This window comes from Paenibacillus sp. USDA918EY (assembly GCF_009870825.1).
GTDB lineage: Bacteria > Bacillota > Bacilli > Paenibacillales > Paenibacillaceae > Paenibacillus_AQ > Paenibacillus_AQ albilobatus.
Window position 1 is genome coordinate 71,163 of the sequence record NZ_WTWY01000017.1, and the last position, 13,368, is coordinate 84,530.

Genomic DNA, 13,368 nt, shown 5'->3' on the forward strand with positions numbered 1-13,368 from the left:
AGCATGAGCAACGAGGTGCATGTCATTATGGATGAAGCGGCTATCCGCCGCGCACTGACACGGATTGCACACGAAATACTGGAGAGGAACAAGGGGATTGAAAACTGCGTTTTAATCGGCATCAAAACAAGAGGCGAATTTCTGGCAAAACGGCTTGCGGCCAAAATACTGGAGATCGAAGGCACGCCGGTGCCATGGGGAGCGATCGACGTCACGGCATACCGCGACGATCAAAAGCAAGCCGCTCCGAAAACCGCCCTGGATGGGAACCAAGAGCTTAAAGCTCTCGAAATAGAAGAGAAAAAAGTCATTTTATTCGATGACGTGCTGTATACCGGCCGGACGATCCGGGCCGCCATGGATGCGCTCATGGATTGCGGCAGACCGCAGATGATCCAGCTGGCGGTGCTTGCGGACCGTGGGCATCGGGAACTGCCGATAAGACCGGATTACATCGGAAAAAACGTGCCGACATCTAAACAGGAGCAGATCGAAGTCGCGCTGACGGAAACCGACGGCAAAGACGAGGTAACGATTTTTCAAAACCGGGAGGAGAAATGACGATGATGACGATGACGAAGCTTAAGGAACGCAGTCTGCTCGGACTGAAGGATCTGAGCCGTGGCGAAATCGACTCCATCCTCGAACGGGCCGCCTATTGGGCGGCTCGGGAAGAGAAGGTGGTCCCGGTCCTGAACACGCGGTTTGTGGCCAACATGTTTTTCGAGAACAGCACAAGAACCCGGTTTTCCTTCGAAATGGCCGAAAAGCGGCTCGGCGCGCAGGTGCTGAACTTCGCTGCCGCGGCCTCCAGCGTGGAGAAGGGCGAATCGATTTACGATACGGTCAAAACGCTTGAATCGATGGGAATCGACGCCGGGGTCATCCGGCTGAAGCCGGTAGGCGTGCTTCAAGAGCTGGCAGGCAAAATTTCGGTCCCGCTGATCAACGCGGGGGACGGAAACAACGAACACCCGACGCAAGCGCTGCTGGACCTGCTGACGATGAAAAGAAAGTTCGGAACGTTGCAAGGACTCAGCGTTTCGATCATCGGGGACGTATCGCACAGCCGGGTGGCCAGATCGGACCTGTGGGCGCTGCGGAAGTTCGGCGCCGAAGTCAAATTTTGCGCGCCGCCGAATATGCAGGCGCCAGAGCTTGACGTTCCTTATGTAAGCATCGAAGAAGCATTAAAATCGGATGTCGTCATGATGCTGCGGGTACAGCTTGAACGCCATGAAACGGGCATGCTGGGATCTGCGGAAGAATACCGAAAGCAGTACGGATTAACGGAAGAACGGGCAGCCAAGCTTTCCAAACATACGCTGATCATGCATCCGGCGCCGGTGAACCGGAACGTGGAAATCGATGACGCTGTCGTCGAATGTGAGCAGTCGGCCATATTCACGCAGATGAGCAACGGGGTTCCCGTACGGATGGCCGTCATGGAAAGAGCGTTATTGTAGGCGAAGGCAGGAATTTTCATGCCATTGCATTAATAAATATACACAAATCTGAATGAATATTATACAATAGATTGGAAGCCACAGCGCCAATCAACGAGCGGAGGTAAACAGCATGCATATTATCGCGAACGCCAGCGTGTTGAATGAACAAGGCGAACTTACGAAAAAGCATATCGTTTTGGAGGACGGAGTCATCCGCACCTTGATCGACGGGGACTCGGAATGGAAACCGGCCGATGGCGCGGAAATCACGGATGCGGCCGGGAAGCTGGTAACGCCGGGGCTCATCGATATGCACGTTCATTTGCGCGAGCCTGGCTTTGAACATAAGGAAACGATTGAAACGGGCAGCCGTTCGGCAGCCAAAGGCGGTTTCACGACGATTGCCTGCATGCCGAACACCAAGCCGGTGACGGACAATCCGGAAACGGTGCGGCTGGTGCTGGACAAGGCGCGCGAAGCGGGACTGGTCAAAGTCCTTCCTTACGCGGCGATCACGGTCCGGGAGCTCGGACGAGAACTGACCGATTTTGCCGCGCTGAAGGCCGCCGGTGCGATCGGCTTCACGGATGACGGCGTGGGCGTTCAGAACGCGCAAATGATGAAAAACGCGATGCGCCTTGCCGCCGAGCTCGATATGCCGGTCATCGCGCATTGCGAAGAAAACTCGCTGGTGGAAAAAGGCTGCGTCACGGAAGGCAAGTTTGCCGAAAAGCACGGGCTGGTCGGCATCCCGAACGAATCGGAAGCGATTCATGTCGGGCGCGACATTTTGCTCGCCGAAGCGACGGGCGTTCACTACCATGTATGCCATGTCAGCACGGAACAATCGATCCGACTGATCCGCCAGGCGAAATCGATCGGCATCCACGTCACCGCAGAGGTGTGTCCGCACCACTTGCTGCTGTCCGACGAAGACATACCGGGCCTGGACGCCAACTGGAAAATGAACCCGCCGCTCCGCTCGCCGCGCGACGTACAGGCGTGCATCGAAGCTCTGCAGGACGGGACGATCGATATGATCGTCACGGACCATGCGCCCCACACCGAAGAGGAAAAAGCCAAAGGCATGGAAATGGCGCCGTTCGGCATCGTCGGCTTCGAAACGGCATTTCCGCTGCTGTACACGAAATTCGTGGAAACGGGGCTTTGGGATCTTTCCTTCCTCGTGCGCCGCATGACGGCCGATCCGGCAAAAGTGTTCGGGCTTAATGCAGGACGGCTGGAAGAAGGTGCGCCTGCGGACCTGACGATGATCGACCTCGAGACCGAAAAAGAGGTCGATCCGCAAACCTTCGCCTCGAAAGGGCGGAACACGCCGTTTACCGGCTGGAAGCTGAAGGGCTGGCCGGTAAAAACATGGGTGGACGGCAAAGTGGCATGGGCTGAATAACCTTCGCCCGGATTCGAGATAGATTCAGGCTAAACGCTGTTTAACAGAAGAGAAGTACGTATTTGACAGAGGGAGTGAGTAGAATGCAGGCAAGATTGCTTCTGGAGGATGGAACACTGTTTACGGGCAGTGCATTCGGAGCCGAAGGGGAAAAAACAGGCGAGGTTGTATTCAATACGGGAATTACCGGCTACCAGGAGGTGCTGTCCGATCCGTCCTACTGCGGGCAAATCGTGACGATGACCTATCCGTTGATCGGAAACTACGGCATTACGCGCGACGATTTCGAATCCGTGGCCCCGTTCGTGAACGGGTTCGTGGTAAGACGGCATGAAACGGTGCCGAGCAACTGGCGCGCGGAATACAACGTAGACAGCCTGCTGAAAGAATACGGCATCGTCGGCATCAGCGGCATCGATACCCGGATGTTGACCCGGATGATCCGCCAGCACGGAACGATGAGAGGGATCCTCACGACTTCGGCCGCATCGGTTGAAGAGCTGAGAGAACGCCTGGCGGCCAGCCCGGTTCTGACAAATCAGGTCGCTACGGTATCTACCAAACATATGTACAGCAGCCCAGGCTCGAGAGAGCGGATCGTACTGGTGGACTACGGCGCAAAAACAGGCATTTTGCGCGAGCTGACGGCCCGCGGCTGCGACGTGGTGGTAGTGCCTCACGACACGACGGCAGACGAAATCCGCCGCCTGAATCCGGACGGCATCCAGCTGTCCAATGGGCCTGGGGACCCGAAAGACGTGCCGCATGCCATCCGCACGATCCAGGAACTGCTCGGCGAGTACCCGATCTTCGGCATCTGCCTTGGACATCAGCTGTTCGCGCTCGCTTGCGGCGCCGATACGGAGAAACTGAAATTCGGACACCGCGGGGGCAACCACCCGGTCAAAGACCTGAGAACGAACCGCTGCTACATCACTTCCCAAAACCACGGCTATACGGTTAAAGAGGATTCGGTCGCAGGCACGGAGCTTGAAGTGACGCATCTCAACAACAACGACAAAACCATCGAAGGCTTGAAGCATAAAACATATCCGGCGTTCACCGTGCAATACCATCCGGAAGCCGCGCCGGGTCCATACGATAACGGCTATCTATTCGATCAATTCCTTGACATGATCAGAGAACATAAACAGCAAAACCCGGCCAACCCGCGTCAGGCTGAACTGGCTGCAGCCGCGAAAGGAGAACGTTAATTATGCCACTGAACAAACAACTTAAGAAAATCCTCGTCATCGGCTCGGGGCCGATCGTCATCGGCCAAGCGGCGGAATTTGACTATGCGGGCACGCAGGCCTGTGAAGCGTTGAAAGAAGAAGGCGTTGAAGTCGTATTGATCAATAGCAACCCGGCTACGATTATGACCGATACCAACATGGCCGACAAAGTGTACATTGAACCGATCACGCTCGACTTTGTCACCCAAATCATCCGCCAGGAGCGTCCGGACGGACTGCTACCGACGCTCGGCGGCCAGACCGGACTGAACATGGCCGTCGAACTGGCGAAAGCGGGCATCCTCGAACAGGAAAACGTGAAACTGCTCGGCACGCAGCTGACATCCATCGAAAAAGCCGAGGACCGCGACCTGTTCCGCGAGCTGATGCGCGAGCTGGAGCAGCCGGTTCCGGAAAGCACGATCGTCACGACGCTGGAAGAAGCGCTTGCTTTTGCGGATGAAGTCGGATATCCGGTCATCGTTCGTCCGGCGTATACCCTTGGCGGCACCGGCGGCGGCATTTGCGCGACCGAAGAAGAGCTCCGCGAGACGGTTTCCTCCGGGATCCGCTACAGCCCGATCGGACAATGCTTGATCGAAAAAAGCATCGCGGGCATGAAGGAAGTCGAATACGAAGTCATGCGCGACGCCAACGACAACTGCATCGTCGTCTGCAACATGGAAAACTTCGACCCTGTCGGCGTGCATACCGGCGACAGCATCGTCGTCGCGCCAAGCCAGACGTTGTCCGACCGCGAATACCAAATGCTGAGATCGGCGTCCCTGAAAATCATCCGCGCCCTGAACATCGAAGGGGGATGCAACGTTCAGTTCGCGCTCGATCCGCACAGCTATCAATATTACGTCATCGAAGTGAATCCGCGGGTCAGCCGCTCGTCTGCGCTCGCATCCAAAGCGACCGGTTATCCAATCGCAAAAATGGCGGCCAAAATCGCCCTCGGTTACACGCTTGACGAGCTCGTCAATCCGGTAACCGGCCAAACTTATGCATGCTTTGAGCCTACGCTGGACTACATCGTCAGCAAAATCCCGCGCTGGCCATTCGATAAATTCATTCACGCCAACCGCAAGCTCGGCACGCAAATGAAAGCGACCGGCGAGGTCATGGCGATCGGACGGACGTTCGAGGAATCGATGCACAAGGCGATCCGCTCTCTGGAGATCGGCGTACATCGCTTCTGCTTGAAAGGCAGCGAGGAATTGAGCGAGGAAGTGCTGAAGGAACGCCTTGTCAAAGCCGACGACGAGCGCATCTTCCTGATCGCCGAAGCTTTCCGCCGCGGCTACGATCTGCAAACCGTGCAGGATCTGACCAAAGTGGACTGGTGGTTCCTCGATAAGCTGCAAGGCTTGATCGCTTTCGAAGCGCAAATCCAGCAAAAGGAACTGACGCCGGAAACGCTGTATGAAGCCAAGCGGCTGGGATTTACCGACCGCGCGATCGCCGAACTCCGTACGCAGGCGTTGGCGGACAGCTACACGAAAGAAGTTGAAGTGCGTGAATACCGCCAGCAGCAAGGACTGCGCCCGGTATACAAAATGGTAGATACATGCGCCGCCGAGTTCGAGGCATCCACGCCATATTATTACTCGACTTATGAAACGGAAAACGAAGTGACGCCATCGAACAAGGAGAAAGTGGTCGTGCTGGGCTCGGGTCCGATCCGGATCGGGCAAGGGATCGAATTCGACTATTCGACGGTGCATGCGGTATGGGCCATCCAAAATGCGGGTTACGAAGCGGTGATCATCAACAACAACCCTGAAACGGTATCGACGGACTTCAACACGTCGGATCGTCTGTACTTCGAGCCGCTGTTCTTCGAGGACGTCATGAACGTCATCGAGCAGGAAAAACCGATCGGCGTCATCGTGCAGTTCGGCGGCCAAACGGCGATCAACCTCGCCGGGCCGCTGAGCGCCGCCGGGGTTCCGATTCTCGGCACAAGCCTTGAAAGCATCGACGAAGCGGAGGACCGAAAAAAATTCGAAGCGCTGCTTTCCCGCCTTGACATCGCCCAGCCGAAAGGCAGCACGGTCACGTCGGTGGACGAAGCGGTTGGAACGGCGCAAGCGCTCGGCTATCCGGTTCTGGTGAGACCTTCTTACGTCCTCGGCGGACGGGCGATGGAAATCGTGTATTCCGACGCCGAACTGCTGAGCTACATGGAAGAAGCGGTCAAAATCAATCCGGAGCATCCGGTTCTGATCGACCGTTACATGCTCGGCAAGGAAGTCGAAGTCGACGCGATCTGCGACGGCGAAACGGTGGTCATCCCGGGCATCATGGAACATATCGAACGCGCAGGGGTGCACTCCGGCGACTCGATCGCGGTATATCCGCCGCAGCATCTGGAGCAGCATCTGAAAGACAAAATCGTCAGCATCACGACGCGCATCGCCAAGGAATTGAAAACGGTCGGCCTGGTTAACATCCAGTTTGTCATCTACCAAGACGAGGTGTACGTGATCGAAGTCAACCCGCGTTCTTCCCGGACGGTGCCGTTCCTGAGCAAGGTGACGACGATTCCGATGGCGAACCTCGCCACGCAGGCGATTCTCGGCAAAAAGCTGAAGGATCTGGGCTACGAAGAAGGCATGTGGCCTGAAAGCGAATATGTGTCGGTCAAAGTTCCGGTATTCTCCTTTGCGAAGCTGCGCCGCGTCGAACCGACGCTCGGTCCCGAAATGAAATCGACGGGCGAAGTGATGGGACGCGACCTGCAGTATGCCAAAGCGCTCTACAAAGGCTTGATCGGCGCAGGCATGAAAATTCCTTCCACCGGCGCGATCATCGTGACCGTAGCCGACAAGGATAAAGAGGAAGCGGTCGAGCTTATGAAAGGCTTCCGCCGCCTCGGCTACAAAATTTACGCGACGGGCGGAACGGCACAAGCGCTTAGCGAAGCCGGCATCCTCGTGACGACGGTGCAAAAGCTGAGCGACGGCACACCGAACATTCTCGACCTGATCCGCAACGGCGAAGCGCAGTTCGTCTTCAACACGCTGACGAAAGGCAAAACGCCGGAACGCGACGGATTCCGCATCCGCCGCGAAGCGGTGGAAAACGGAGTCGTCTGCATGACGTCGCTGGATACCGTCCGAGCGCTTCTTCACATGCTGGATACGATCAACTTCTCGTCCCAAGCCATGCCGGCATTCGCCGATCGCTAGGGGGCTACGATAGATGAATGAACGATACAGGGAAATGGCGGGCCGCTTAATCGTGGCCCTGGATTACCCGGATGCGGATCAAGCCGCGGCGCTGCTGCGGGAGCTTGAAGGCATCCCGTGTTACATGAAGGTGGGCATGCAGCTGTATTATGCTGCAGGCCCCGATTTTGTGCGCGATTTGAAGACCCGGGGGTACAAAGTATTCCTGGACCTGAAAATGCATGACATCCCCAACACGGTCAAGGGTGGAGCGGAAAGCATCACCCGTCTTGGCGTGGACATGTTTAACGTGCATGCCGCAGGCGGAACGGACATGATGAAGGCTGCGCTTGAGGGCGCAGACAAGGCGCTGGCTTCCGACGGCTCGTTGAAAAAGCCGCTTGTCATTGCCGTCACCCAGCTGACGAGCACCGGCCAGGACATGCTGAACGATGAAATCGGCATTCCCGGGACGGTAAGGGACGCGGTGATCCGCTACGCCGAGTTGACCCAAGCCGCCGGCCTTGACGGCGTCGTCGCTTCCGCGCAGGAAGCCGGCGATATCGCCCGCGCTTGCGGCGCAGGGTTTATTACCGTGACGCCGGGCATCCGGCCTGCGGGCAGCGATCAGGGCGACCAGAAACGCGTTCTGACGCCGGGAGAAGCGATACGCGGCGGTAGCAGCTACATTGTCGTCGGACGGCCGATAACGGCCGCAGAGAAGCCGAGAACGGCAGCAGAACAAATCATTAAGGAGATGTTGGAAGCATGACGAATCTTGCAGAAATCCCTGGACGGATCGCGGCGTATTTGCTGCAGATCGAGGCGGTGGCCTTGCGCCCGAAAAATCCTTTTACCTGGACTTCCGGCATCAAATCGCCGATCTATTGCGATAACCGGTTGACGATGTCGTATCCGGAAATCCGCGAATTTATCGCGGAATCGTTTGCGGCGGTCATCCGCGAGCAGTACCCGGATACCGAGGTGATCGCGGGAACGGCAACGGCGGGTATTCCTCATGCCGCTTGGGTGGCGCAAAAAATGAACCTGCCGATGGCATACATCCGCGATAAGGCCAAAGGCCACGGCAAGGAAAACCAAATCGAAGGCATTATCAAACCGGGGCAAAAAGTGGTCGTCATCGAAGACCTCATTTCCACCGGAGGCAGCTCGATCAAAGCCGCTAAGGCGGTTCAGGATACCGGCGCCGAGGCGCAAGCGGTGCTGGCGATTTTCAGCTACCAGCTGGACAAGGCCGTACAAGCCTTCAACGAGGCCGGAATTCCGTTCCAAAGCTTGTCCGATTACACGGCTTTGATGGAAGTGGCTTTGGAAAAAGGCGTGATTCAACAAGACGACGTGCAAGCCCTCAAAGCCTGGAGAGAAGATCCTTCTTCCTTCGGCGCATAAAACCAGTCAAGCAGCCTTCAGGGGCTGCTTTTCGTTTCACGTTAAAAACCCTTGTCCTTTTTCGAAAAGAACAAGGGTTTTCTTTTTGTCCATGCTGCACGCGTTAGCTCTGTTTTAGTGGATCGCGCTTTTTTCGAAATTGCCGCCGAGCACGTCCGATACATGCTCAATGGCAATGAACGCTTTCGGATCGATTTCCTGCACAACCGATTTCAGCTTGGCGAGCTCAAGTCTGGTCACGACGCAGTAAATCATTTGCGTATCTTCGCGGGAATAGCCGCCGCGCGCGTAGATAAAGGTGGTGCTGCGTCCGAGCCGGTCCTGGATCGTTTGCGAAATTTCCTCGTATTCGCTGGAAATGATCGTCACGGATTTGGATTCGTTCAAGCCTTCGACGACGATATCCATTACTTTTGAAGCCATATAATATGTAAAGATGGAGTACATCGCGGAATCCCAGCCGAACACGAAACCTGCGACGATAAAAATGAACACGTTCATGATCATGATGATCTGGCCCACGGGAACGCGGGTTTTTTTGGAGAGAAGGATCGCTACGATTTCCGTTCCGTCCAAGGAGCCGCCAAACCGGATCACCAGGCCGACGCCAAGGCCTAAAATCAGTCCGCCGAACAATACGGCGAGTATTTTTTCATTCGTAAACGGGCTGACATGATGCAAAAGCTGTGTGGTGACGGACATGACGACGATGCCGTACAACGTGGAGATGGCAAAGGTTTTGCCGATTTGCTTGTAACCCAAGAATAAAAACGGGAGGTTGATGATAAAGAGGAAGATGCCGAGCGGGAGCGTCGTAATTTTGGACAATACGATGGAAATACCGGTAATGCCGCCGTCGATGATATCGTTCGGGACAAGAAAAACTTCGAGCGCAACCGCCATTAATACGGCGCCCGCCGTAATGAAGATGAATTTTTTCAGCAGTTCGACGGGAGTGAGTTTCCTGTGTGTTTTAGCCATTCGAATTCCTCGCTTCCAGAAAGTATGTTAAACAGAACCAATTTCATAAAAAAGTACGGGAACGAAACGATACATAGATATACAAAAACGTTTACGATCTATATATGTCTTGATTGGAGCAGCTAACGGTTTATGAAATTGATTCAAACTAAGTAAATATTATAAATTAATTTTAAAATAATCTCAAAGAAAACGGGAACATGCATGAGGAGCCCCACTTCCGGCAACAATAGCCATCGATGCCGATTCGACGGGCGGAAAGGAGGAAACGACATGCAGTGGGTTTATTTCGGCAAGCTTTACAAAACGAAATTTCAAGCAGGCTGCCTCGCAAAACGGCTGGAGCAAAACGGCTGGATTTACGGATACGACGATCCGCGTCTCGTTGAAATTTTCCGTTCGAGGAAAGGGAGATACGGCGTGCGGTTCATTCCATAAGCCGGGAGATTGATGTCCCGCGATTTCTCTTTTTATATTTTCCTGCAAAAAATACTTGACGTACCTATTGATCATGCTGTATATTAATTCTTGTCGCTATTTATTACGGCTTAACGACGCGGGGTGGAGCAGTCCGGTAGCTCGTCGGGCTCATAACCCGAAGGCCGCAGGTTCAAATCCTGCCCCCGCAACCAATTACAGCCATTATAATGAATCGATTTCCCATATTTGATCAGGGCCCTTAGCTCAGTTGGTTAGAGCGGTCGGCTCATAACCGACTGGTCGGGGGTTCGAGTCCCTCAGGGCCCACCATGAAAGATTCACGCGATATGCCGGGGTGGCGGAATTGGCAGACGCACAGGACTTAAAATCCTGCGGTAGGTGACTACCGTACCGGTTCGAGCCCGGTCCTCGGCATCATAGACCTCAGCCCTTGCGCTGAGGCCATTATTTTTCAAAAGCCAATACATAAGAAGTCCTGCGTGGTAATGATACCATGCCAGGGCTTTTTTATTTCTCTGGCTACACGCGCTTTTTGCAAACGCACAGGACTTCATATCCTGCAGGCATGCACCTAAATCGGTTTTTTCATTGATCCATCTTCCCGCGTCGTGGTACACTCGAATGTGGCATTTACTTGCGTCGGCAGCGGTTTTATTTTTGGATTCATATTTTCATAGAACGACATCATCATGAGAGGAGAATGGGGAATGTTTAACAATGATTGGGATCAGCAGCTGAAGGAAGAAGTGGAAAAGCCGTATTTTAACGATTTGCGGTACGCGCTTGCCCGGGAATATAAATTGCATACGGTTTATCCGTCCAAAGATAATTTGTTCCAGGCCTTGAAACTGACGTCCTATGAACATACCAAAGTAGTGATCCTGGGGCAGGATCCCTACCACGGGCCGGGACAGGCGCACGGGCTCAGTTTTTCCGTCATGCCGGGGGTCAGAATACCGCCGTCTCTCGTCAATATCTACAAGGAGCTGAATAGCGACCTTGGCGTTCCGATCCCGAACAACGGTTATCTCGTTCCTTGGGCGAAGCAAGGCGTGCTGCTGCTCAACACGGTGCTTACCGTCCGCGAAGGGCAGGCCAACTCCCATAAGGATCTCGGGTGGGAACGGTTCACGGATGCCGTTATTGAGAAGCTGAATGAACGGGACAAGCCGGTTGTTTTTATATTATGGGGAAGCCATGCGCAGAAAAAGGGAGCTTTCATCGACCAAAGCAAACATCTGGTGCTGAAATCGGTCCATCCAAGCCCGCTTTCGGCGCACCGCGGTTTTTTCGGCAGCCGGCCTTTTTCCAAAACGAACGAATTTTTGGAGTCGCATGGCATGGAGCCGATCGATTGGTCGATTCCGAATATATAAGCAAAAAGATTAACAAGCGAGCGGGCCGCGGCCCGCTTTTTTATGATTTCCGGGGCTCCGGCAGAGGACCTGAATGGGGCTTCGAACCTAAGTCCCGACTTTTATGGTTTTTTTTATTCCATCACGTCGTCGACCTTTTCGGAAAGGAACAGCTTGTAAACCCGAATGATGATGATTTTGGCGACGATATACGCCGGAATGGCCAAAATGATACCGAGTAAGCCGGAGATGTCGCCGCCGATCAGCAGCAGCACGATAATCGTCAGCGGATGGATATCGAGCCTTTTTCCGTAAATGATCGGGGTAAGCAGGTTGTCCTGGATTTGCTGCGCCACGATGATGACGACAACGGACCAGATTGCCACGGACGGGGAGTCGATAAACCCGACGATAACGACCGGGATCGCGGCAATGACGGCGCCGACATACGGGATCAGGTTCAGCACGATCGAGATCAGCGCGAGCAGCAGCGAATAAGGCAGTCCGATGATTAAAAAGCCGATGTACAACAGCACGCCGAGCATAATATTCAAGAGCACCCGCCCGACGATAAAGTTGCTGAGCGCCGTATCGATTTCCTCAAGCGCCTCGCGGCCCTCCTGCCGGTATTTCCGGGGAACCAGATGAAGCAGGATCGGCCCCAGCTTGCTGCTCTCTTTCAGCATGTAATACAACACGATCGGGACGGTGGCGATGATGACCACGACGTTGGACAACACCGCGATGAAATTGGATACCGAGTTGGTCACGGCGGTGACCAGCTTATTGAGATATTGGCCCAGGCGGGTCATCAAATCGGATTCGCTCGGTACGAGTCTGGCGATAAAACGGTTATGCTGAAGCTGGTCAAGCTGCTTTTGCACCTGTTCGACGAAAAACGGCGCGTTATCCGCAAAATTTATGACTTGCTCCCGCAGGGTCGGCCATACCAGGATGATAAACAAGACGATCAGTCCCGCAAACACGAGGTAAATCATCAGGATGGACAAAGGCCGCGGCCAGCGGTGTTTCTCCAAAACATTGACGATCGGACGCAGCAAATAATACATAAAGCCGGCCAGCATGACCGGAATAATCATAATGTTGAACAATAGGATAAGCGGATTGAAAATAAAGCTGACCTTCGAGCCCAAATAGATGATAAGCAGCGCGAAGATCACCCCGAGGCATGTGCGGTAATATTTGCTTTGCGGCAAAAGGATCCCCCCAACGTTTTATAGACCGGAACGGTCTTTTCCTATTTATATCCCTTTAACCAATATGAATGTCATTTATTCACCAAGACGGTGCCGGAAACGAATCCGTCGACCGGTTGGAAAACAGGTTCCAGCATCCAAATGGCCGGAAAACGATTCGCAAACGATAGGGTGAGCATGGGTTGAAAGAGGGAGTATCCACGAGGGAAGCGGTTGGCGGAGCGGGATGCGGGTATCCGGGCGGAGCATTCCGTTTTTTGGCGGCGATTTTGGTTCTCTTCATTCTGCTTGTCATCGTTACTCGCGCGATTGTTTATTAATAAGTACGCTTTATGCATCCCGGCCATCCCGCAGGGGTGTTTTTGCGTTTGGACGAAGCATGTTCCGGGGAAAACGGGTGTTATAGGCGAAAAAAAACCGGATCACTTATCGTCAATAAATGATCCGGCGCTTCACTTCAACGGGCGTCCCGTACAACCGGCTTAACCGCCGGGCTTCCTCCGTCACCTGGTCAAGCATCGCGTGCAGCCTCTGGCTGATGGGGCGGATTGTTTTCTTTACCTCTCCGTGCACGATGACGTCAAAGACGATCATGTCGTTTCAGCTCCTTCTTACTCTTTTTTGCGGGTCTGTAATCATGTTAGAATATGGTTGTTAACAGGCCATGAAATGAAGCAAAGAGTTATGTTAATTT

13 protein-coding genes and 3 tRNA genes are annotated in these 13,368 nt (G+C 54.2%); 13 read left to right on the top strand and 3 right to left on the bottom strand.

What is annotated here, in order from left to right; all coding sequences use genetic code 11:
- Nucleotides 1-3: 3 nt before the first annotated feature.
- The 7 genes from pyrR to pyrE all read left to right on the top strand — a co-directional run bounded on the left by pyrR (nucleotide 4) and on the right by pyrE (nucleotide 8,680).
- Nucleotides 4-561, top strand: coding sequence for a bifunctional pyr operon transcriptional regulator/uracil phosphoribosyltransferase PyrR (pyrR, locus tag GQY55_RS25200; protein ID WP_160044678.1), 558 nt, complete (start codon nucleotides 4-6; stop codon nucleotides 559-561).
- Nucleotides 562-563: 2 nt separating this feature from the next.
- Nucleotides 564-1,466: an aspartate carbamoyltransferase catalytic subunit gene (locus GQY55_RS25205; protein WP_160044679.1), complete on the top strand. Its 903-nt coding sequence runs from the start codon at nucleotides 564-566 to the stop codon at nucleotides 1,464-1,466.
- Between the two features lie 112 nt (nucleotides 1,467-1,578).
- Entirely contained in the window at nucleotides 1,579-2,859 is a 1,281-nt protein-coding gene (locus GQY55_RS25210; protein ID WP_160044680.1) for a dihydroorotase, read from the top strand.
- A gap of 83 nt (nucleotides 2,860-2,942) precedes the next feature.
- Nucleotides 2,943-4,073 carry a carbamoyl phosphate synthase small subunit gene (locus GQY55_RS25215; RefSeq protein ID WP_160044681.1) on the top strand — a complete coding sequence of 377 codons (1,131 nt, stop codon included), beginning with the start codon at nucleotides 2,943-2,945 and terminating at the stop codon, nucleotides 4,071-4,073.
- Nucleotides 4,074-4,075: 2 nt separating this feature from the next.
- Nucleotides 4,076-7,291 carry a carbamoyl-phosphate synthase large subunit gene (carB, locus tag GQY55_RS25220; RefSeq protein ID WP_160044682.1) on the top strand — a complete coding sequence of 1,072 codons (3,216 nt, stop codon included), beginning with the start codon at nucleotides 4,076-4,078 and terminating at the stop codon, nucleotides 7,289-7,291.
- 13 nt (nucleotides 7,292-7,304) lie between these two features.
- On the top strand, nucleotides 7,305-8,042 hold the full coding sequence (pyrF, locus tag GQY55_RS25225) for an orotidine-5'-phosphate decarboxylase (RefSeq protein WP_160044683.1): 738 nt from the start codon (nucleotides 7,305-7,307) through the stop codon (nucleotides 8,040-8,042).
- Entirely contained in the window at nucleotides 8,039-8,680 is a 642-nt protein-coding gene (gene pyrE, locus GQY55_RS25230) for an orotate phosphoribosyltransferase (protein WP_160044684.1), read from the top strand. Before pyrF ends, pyrE begins: the two co-directional genes overlap by 4 nt.
- Before the next feature lie 114 nt (nucleotides 8,681-8,794).
- Here pyrE and GQY55_RS25235 read toward each other — a convergent pair whose 3' ends face one another.
- Nucleotides 8,795-9,661 (bottom strand): YitT family protein, encoded by an 867-nt coding sequence (locus tag GQY55_RS25235; RefSeq protein ID WP_160044685.1) that lies wholly within the window; start codon nucleotides 9,659-9,661, stop codon nucleotides 8,795-8,797.
- Nucleotides 9,662-9,934: 273 nt separating this feature from the next.
- On the opposite strand from GQY55_RS25235, the gene GQY55_RS31110 reads away from it, so the two are divergent.
- From GQY55_RS31110 to GQY55_RS25255, 5 genes are all read left to right on the top strand, one after another.
- On the top strand, nucleotides 9,935-10,099 hold the full coding sequence (locus GQY55_RS31110; protein WP_201452229.1) for a hypothetical protein: 165 nt from the start codon (nucleotides 9,935-9,937) through the stop codon (nucleotides 10,097-10,099).
- 117 nt (nucleotides 10,100-10,216) lie between these two features.
- Nucleotides 10,217-10,293, top strand: a tRNA-Met gene (locus GQY55_RS25240).
- 41 nt (nucleotides 10,294-10,334) lie between these two features.
- Nucleotides 10,335-10,411: transfer RNA gene (locus tag GQY55_RS25245), tRNA-Ile, on the top strand.
- 19 nt (nucleotides 10,412-10,430) lie between these two features.
- A tRNA-Leu gene (locus GQY55_RS25250) sits at nucleotides 10,431-10,516 on the top strand.
- A gap of 293 nt (nucleotides 10,517-10,809) precedes the next feature.
- The gene (locus tag GQY55_RS25255) at nucleotides 10,810-11,478 is read left to right on the top strand and encodes a uracil-DNA glycosylase (RefSeq protein ID WP_160044686.1); all 669 of its coding nucleotides are present in this window, start codon (nucleotides 10,810-10,812) and stop codon (nucleotides 11,476-11,478) included.
- A 113-nt stretch (nucleotides 11,479-11,591) separates the two neighbouring features.
- On the opposite strand, the gene GQY55_RS25260 is transcribed toward GQY55_RS25255, so the two are convergent.
- Nucleotides 11,592-12,674 (bottom strand): AI-2E family transporter, encoded by a 1,083-nt coding sequence (locus GQY55_RS25260; RefSeq protein WP_160044687.1) that lies wholly within the window; start codon nucleotides 12,672-12,674, stop codon nucleotides 11,592-11,594.
- Nucleotides 12,675-12,856: 182 nt separating this feature from the next.
- On the opposite strand from GQY55_RS25260, the gene GQY55_RS31115 reads away from it, so the two are divergent.
- Nucleotides 12,857-12,994 (top strand): hypothetical protein, encoded by a 138-nt coding sequence (locus GQY55_RS31115; RefSeq protein WP_201452230.1) that lies wholly within the window; start codon nucleotides 12,857-12,859, stop codon nucleotides 12,992-12,994.
- Nucleotides 12,995-13,106: 112 nt separating this feature from the next.
- Here GQY55_RS31115 and GQY55_RS25265 read toward each other — a convergent pair whose 3' ends face one another.
- Nucleotides 13,107-13,268, bottom strand: coding sequence for a mechanosensitive ion channel protein MscL (locus tag GQY55_RS25265; RefSeq protein WP_160044688.1), 162 nt, complete (start codon nucleotides 13,266-13,268; stop codon nucleotides 13,107-13,109).
- Nucleotides 13,269-13,368: the final 100 nt, after the last annotated feature.

What these genes read in the sequence shown, in the direction of transcription:
- pyrF (WP_160044683.1), top strand. Translation starts at nt 7,305, where the DNA reads ATGAATGAACGATACAGGGAAATGGCGGGCCGCTTAATCGTGGCCCTG.
- GQY55_RS25235 (WP_160044685.1), bottom strand. Translation starts at nt 9,661, where the DNA reads ATGGCTAAAACACACAGGAAACTCACTCCCGTCGAACTGCTGAAAAAA.
- pyrE (WP_160044684.1), top strand. Translation starts at nt 8,039, where the DNA reads ATGACGAATCTTGCAGAAATCCCTGGACGGATCGCGGCGTATTTGCTG.
- GQY55_RS25210 (WP_160044680.1), top strand. Translation starts at nt 1,579, where the DNA reads ATGCATATTATCGCGAACGCCAGCGTGTTGAATGAACAAGGCGAACTT.
- GQY55_RS25205 (WP_160044679.1), top strand. Translation starts at nt 564, where the DNA reads ATGATGACGATGACGAAGCTTAAGGAACGCAGTCTGCTCGGACTGAAG.
- carB (WP_160044682.1), top strand. Translation starts at nt 4,076, where the DNA reads ATGCCACTGAACAAACAACTTAAGAAAATCCTCGTCATCGGCTCGGGG.
- GQY55_RS31110 (WP_201452229.1), top strand. Translation starts at nt 9,935, where the DNA reads ATGCAGTGGGTTTATTTCGGCAAGCTTTACAAAACGAAATTTCAAGCA.
- GQY55_RS25265 (WP_160044688.1), bottom strand. Translation starts at nt 13,268, where the DNA reads ATGATCGTCTTTGACGTCATCGTGCACGGAGAGGTAAAGAAAACAATC.
- GQY55_RS25255 (WP_160044686.1), top strand. Translation starts at nt 10,810, where the DNA reads ATGTTTAACAATGATTGGGATCAGCAGCTGAAGGAAGAAGTGGAAAAG.
- GQY55_RS25215 (WP_160044681.1), top strand. Translation starts at nt 2,943, where the DNA reads ATGCAGGCAAGATTGCTTCTGGAGGATGGAACACTGTTTACGGGCAGT.
- pyrR (WP_160044678.1), top strand. Translation starts at nt 4, where the DNA reads ATGAGCAACGAGGTGCATGTCATTATGGATGAAGCGGCTATCCGCCGC.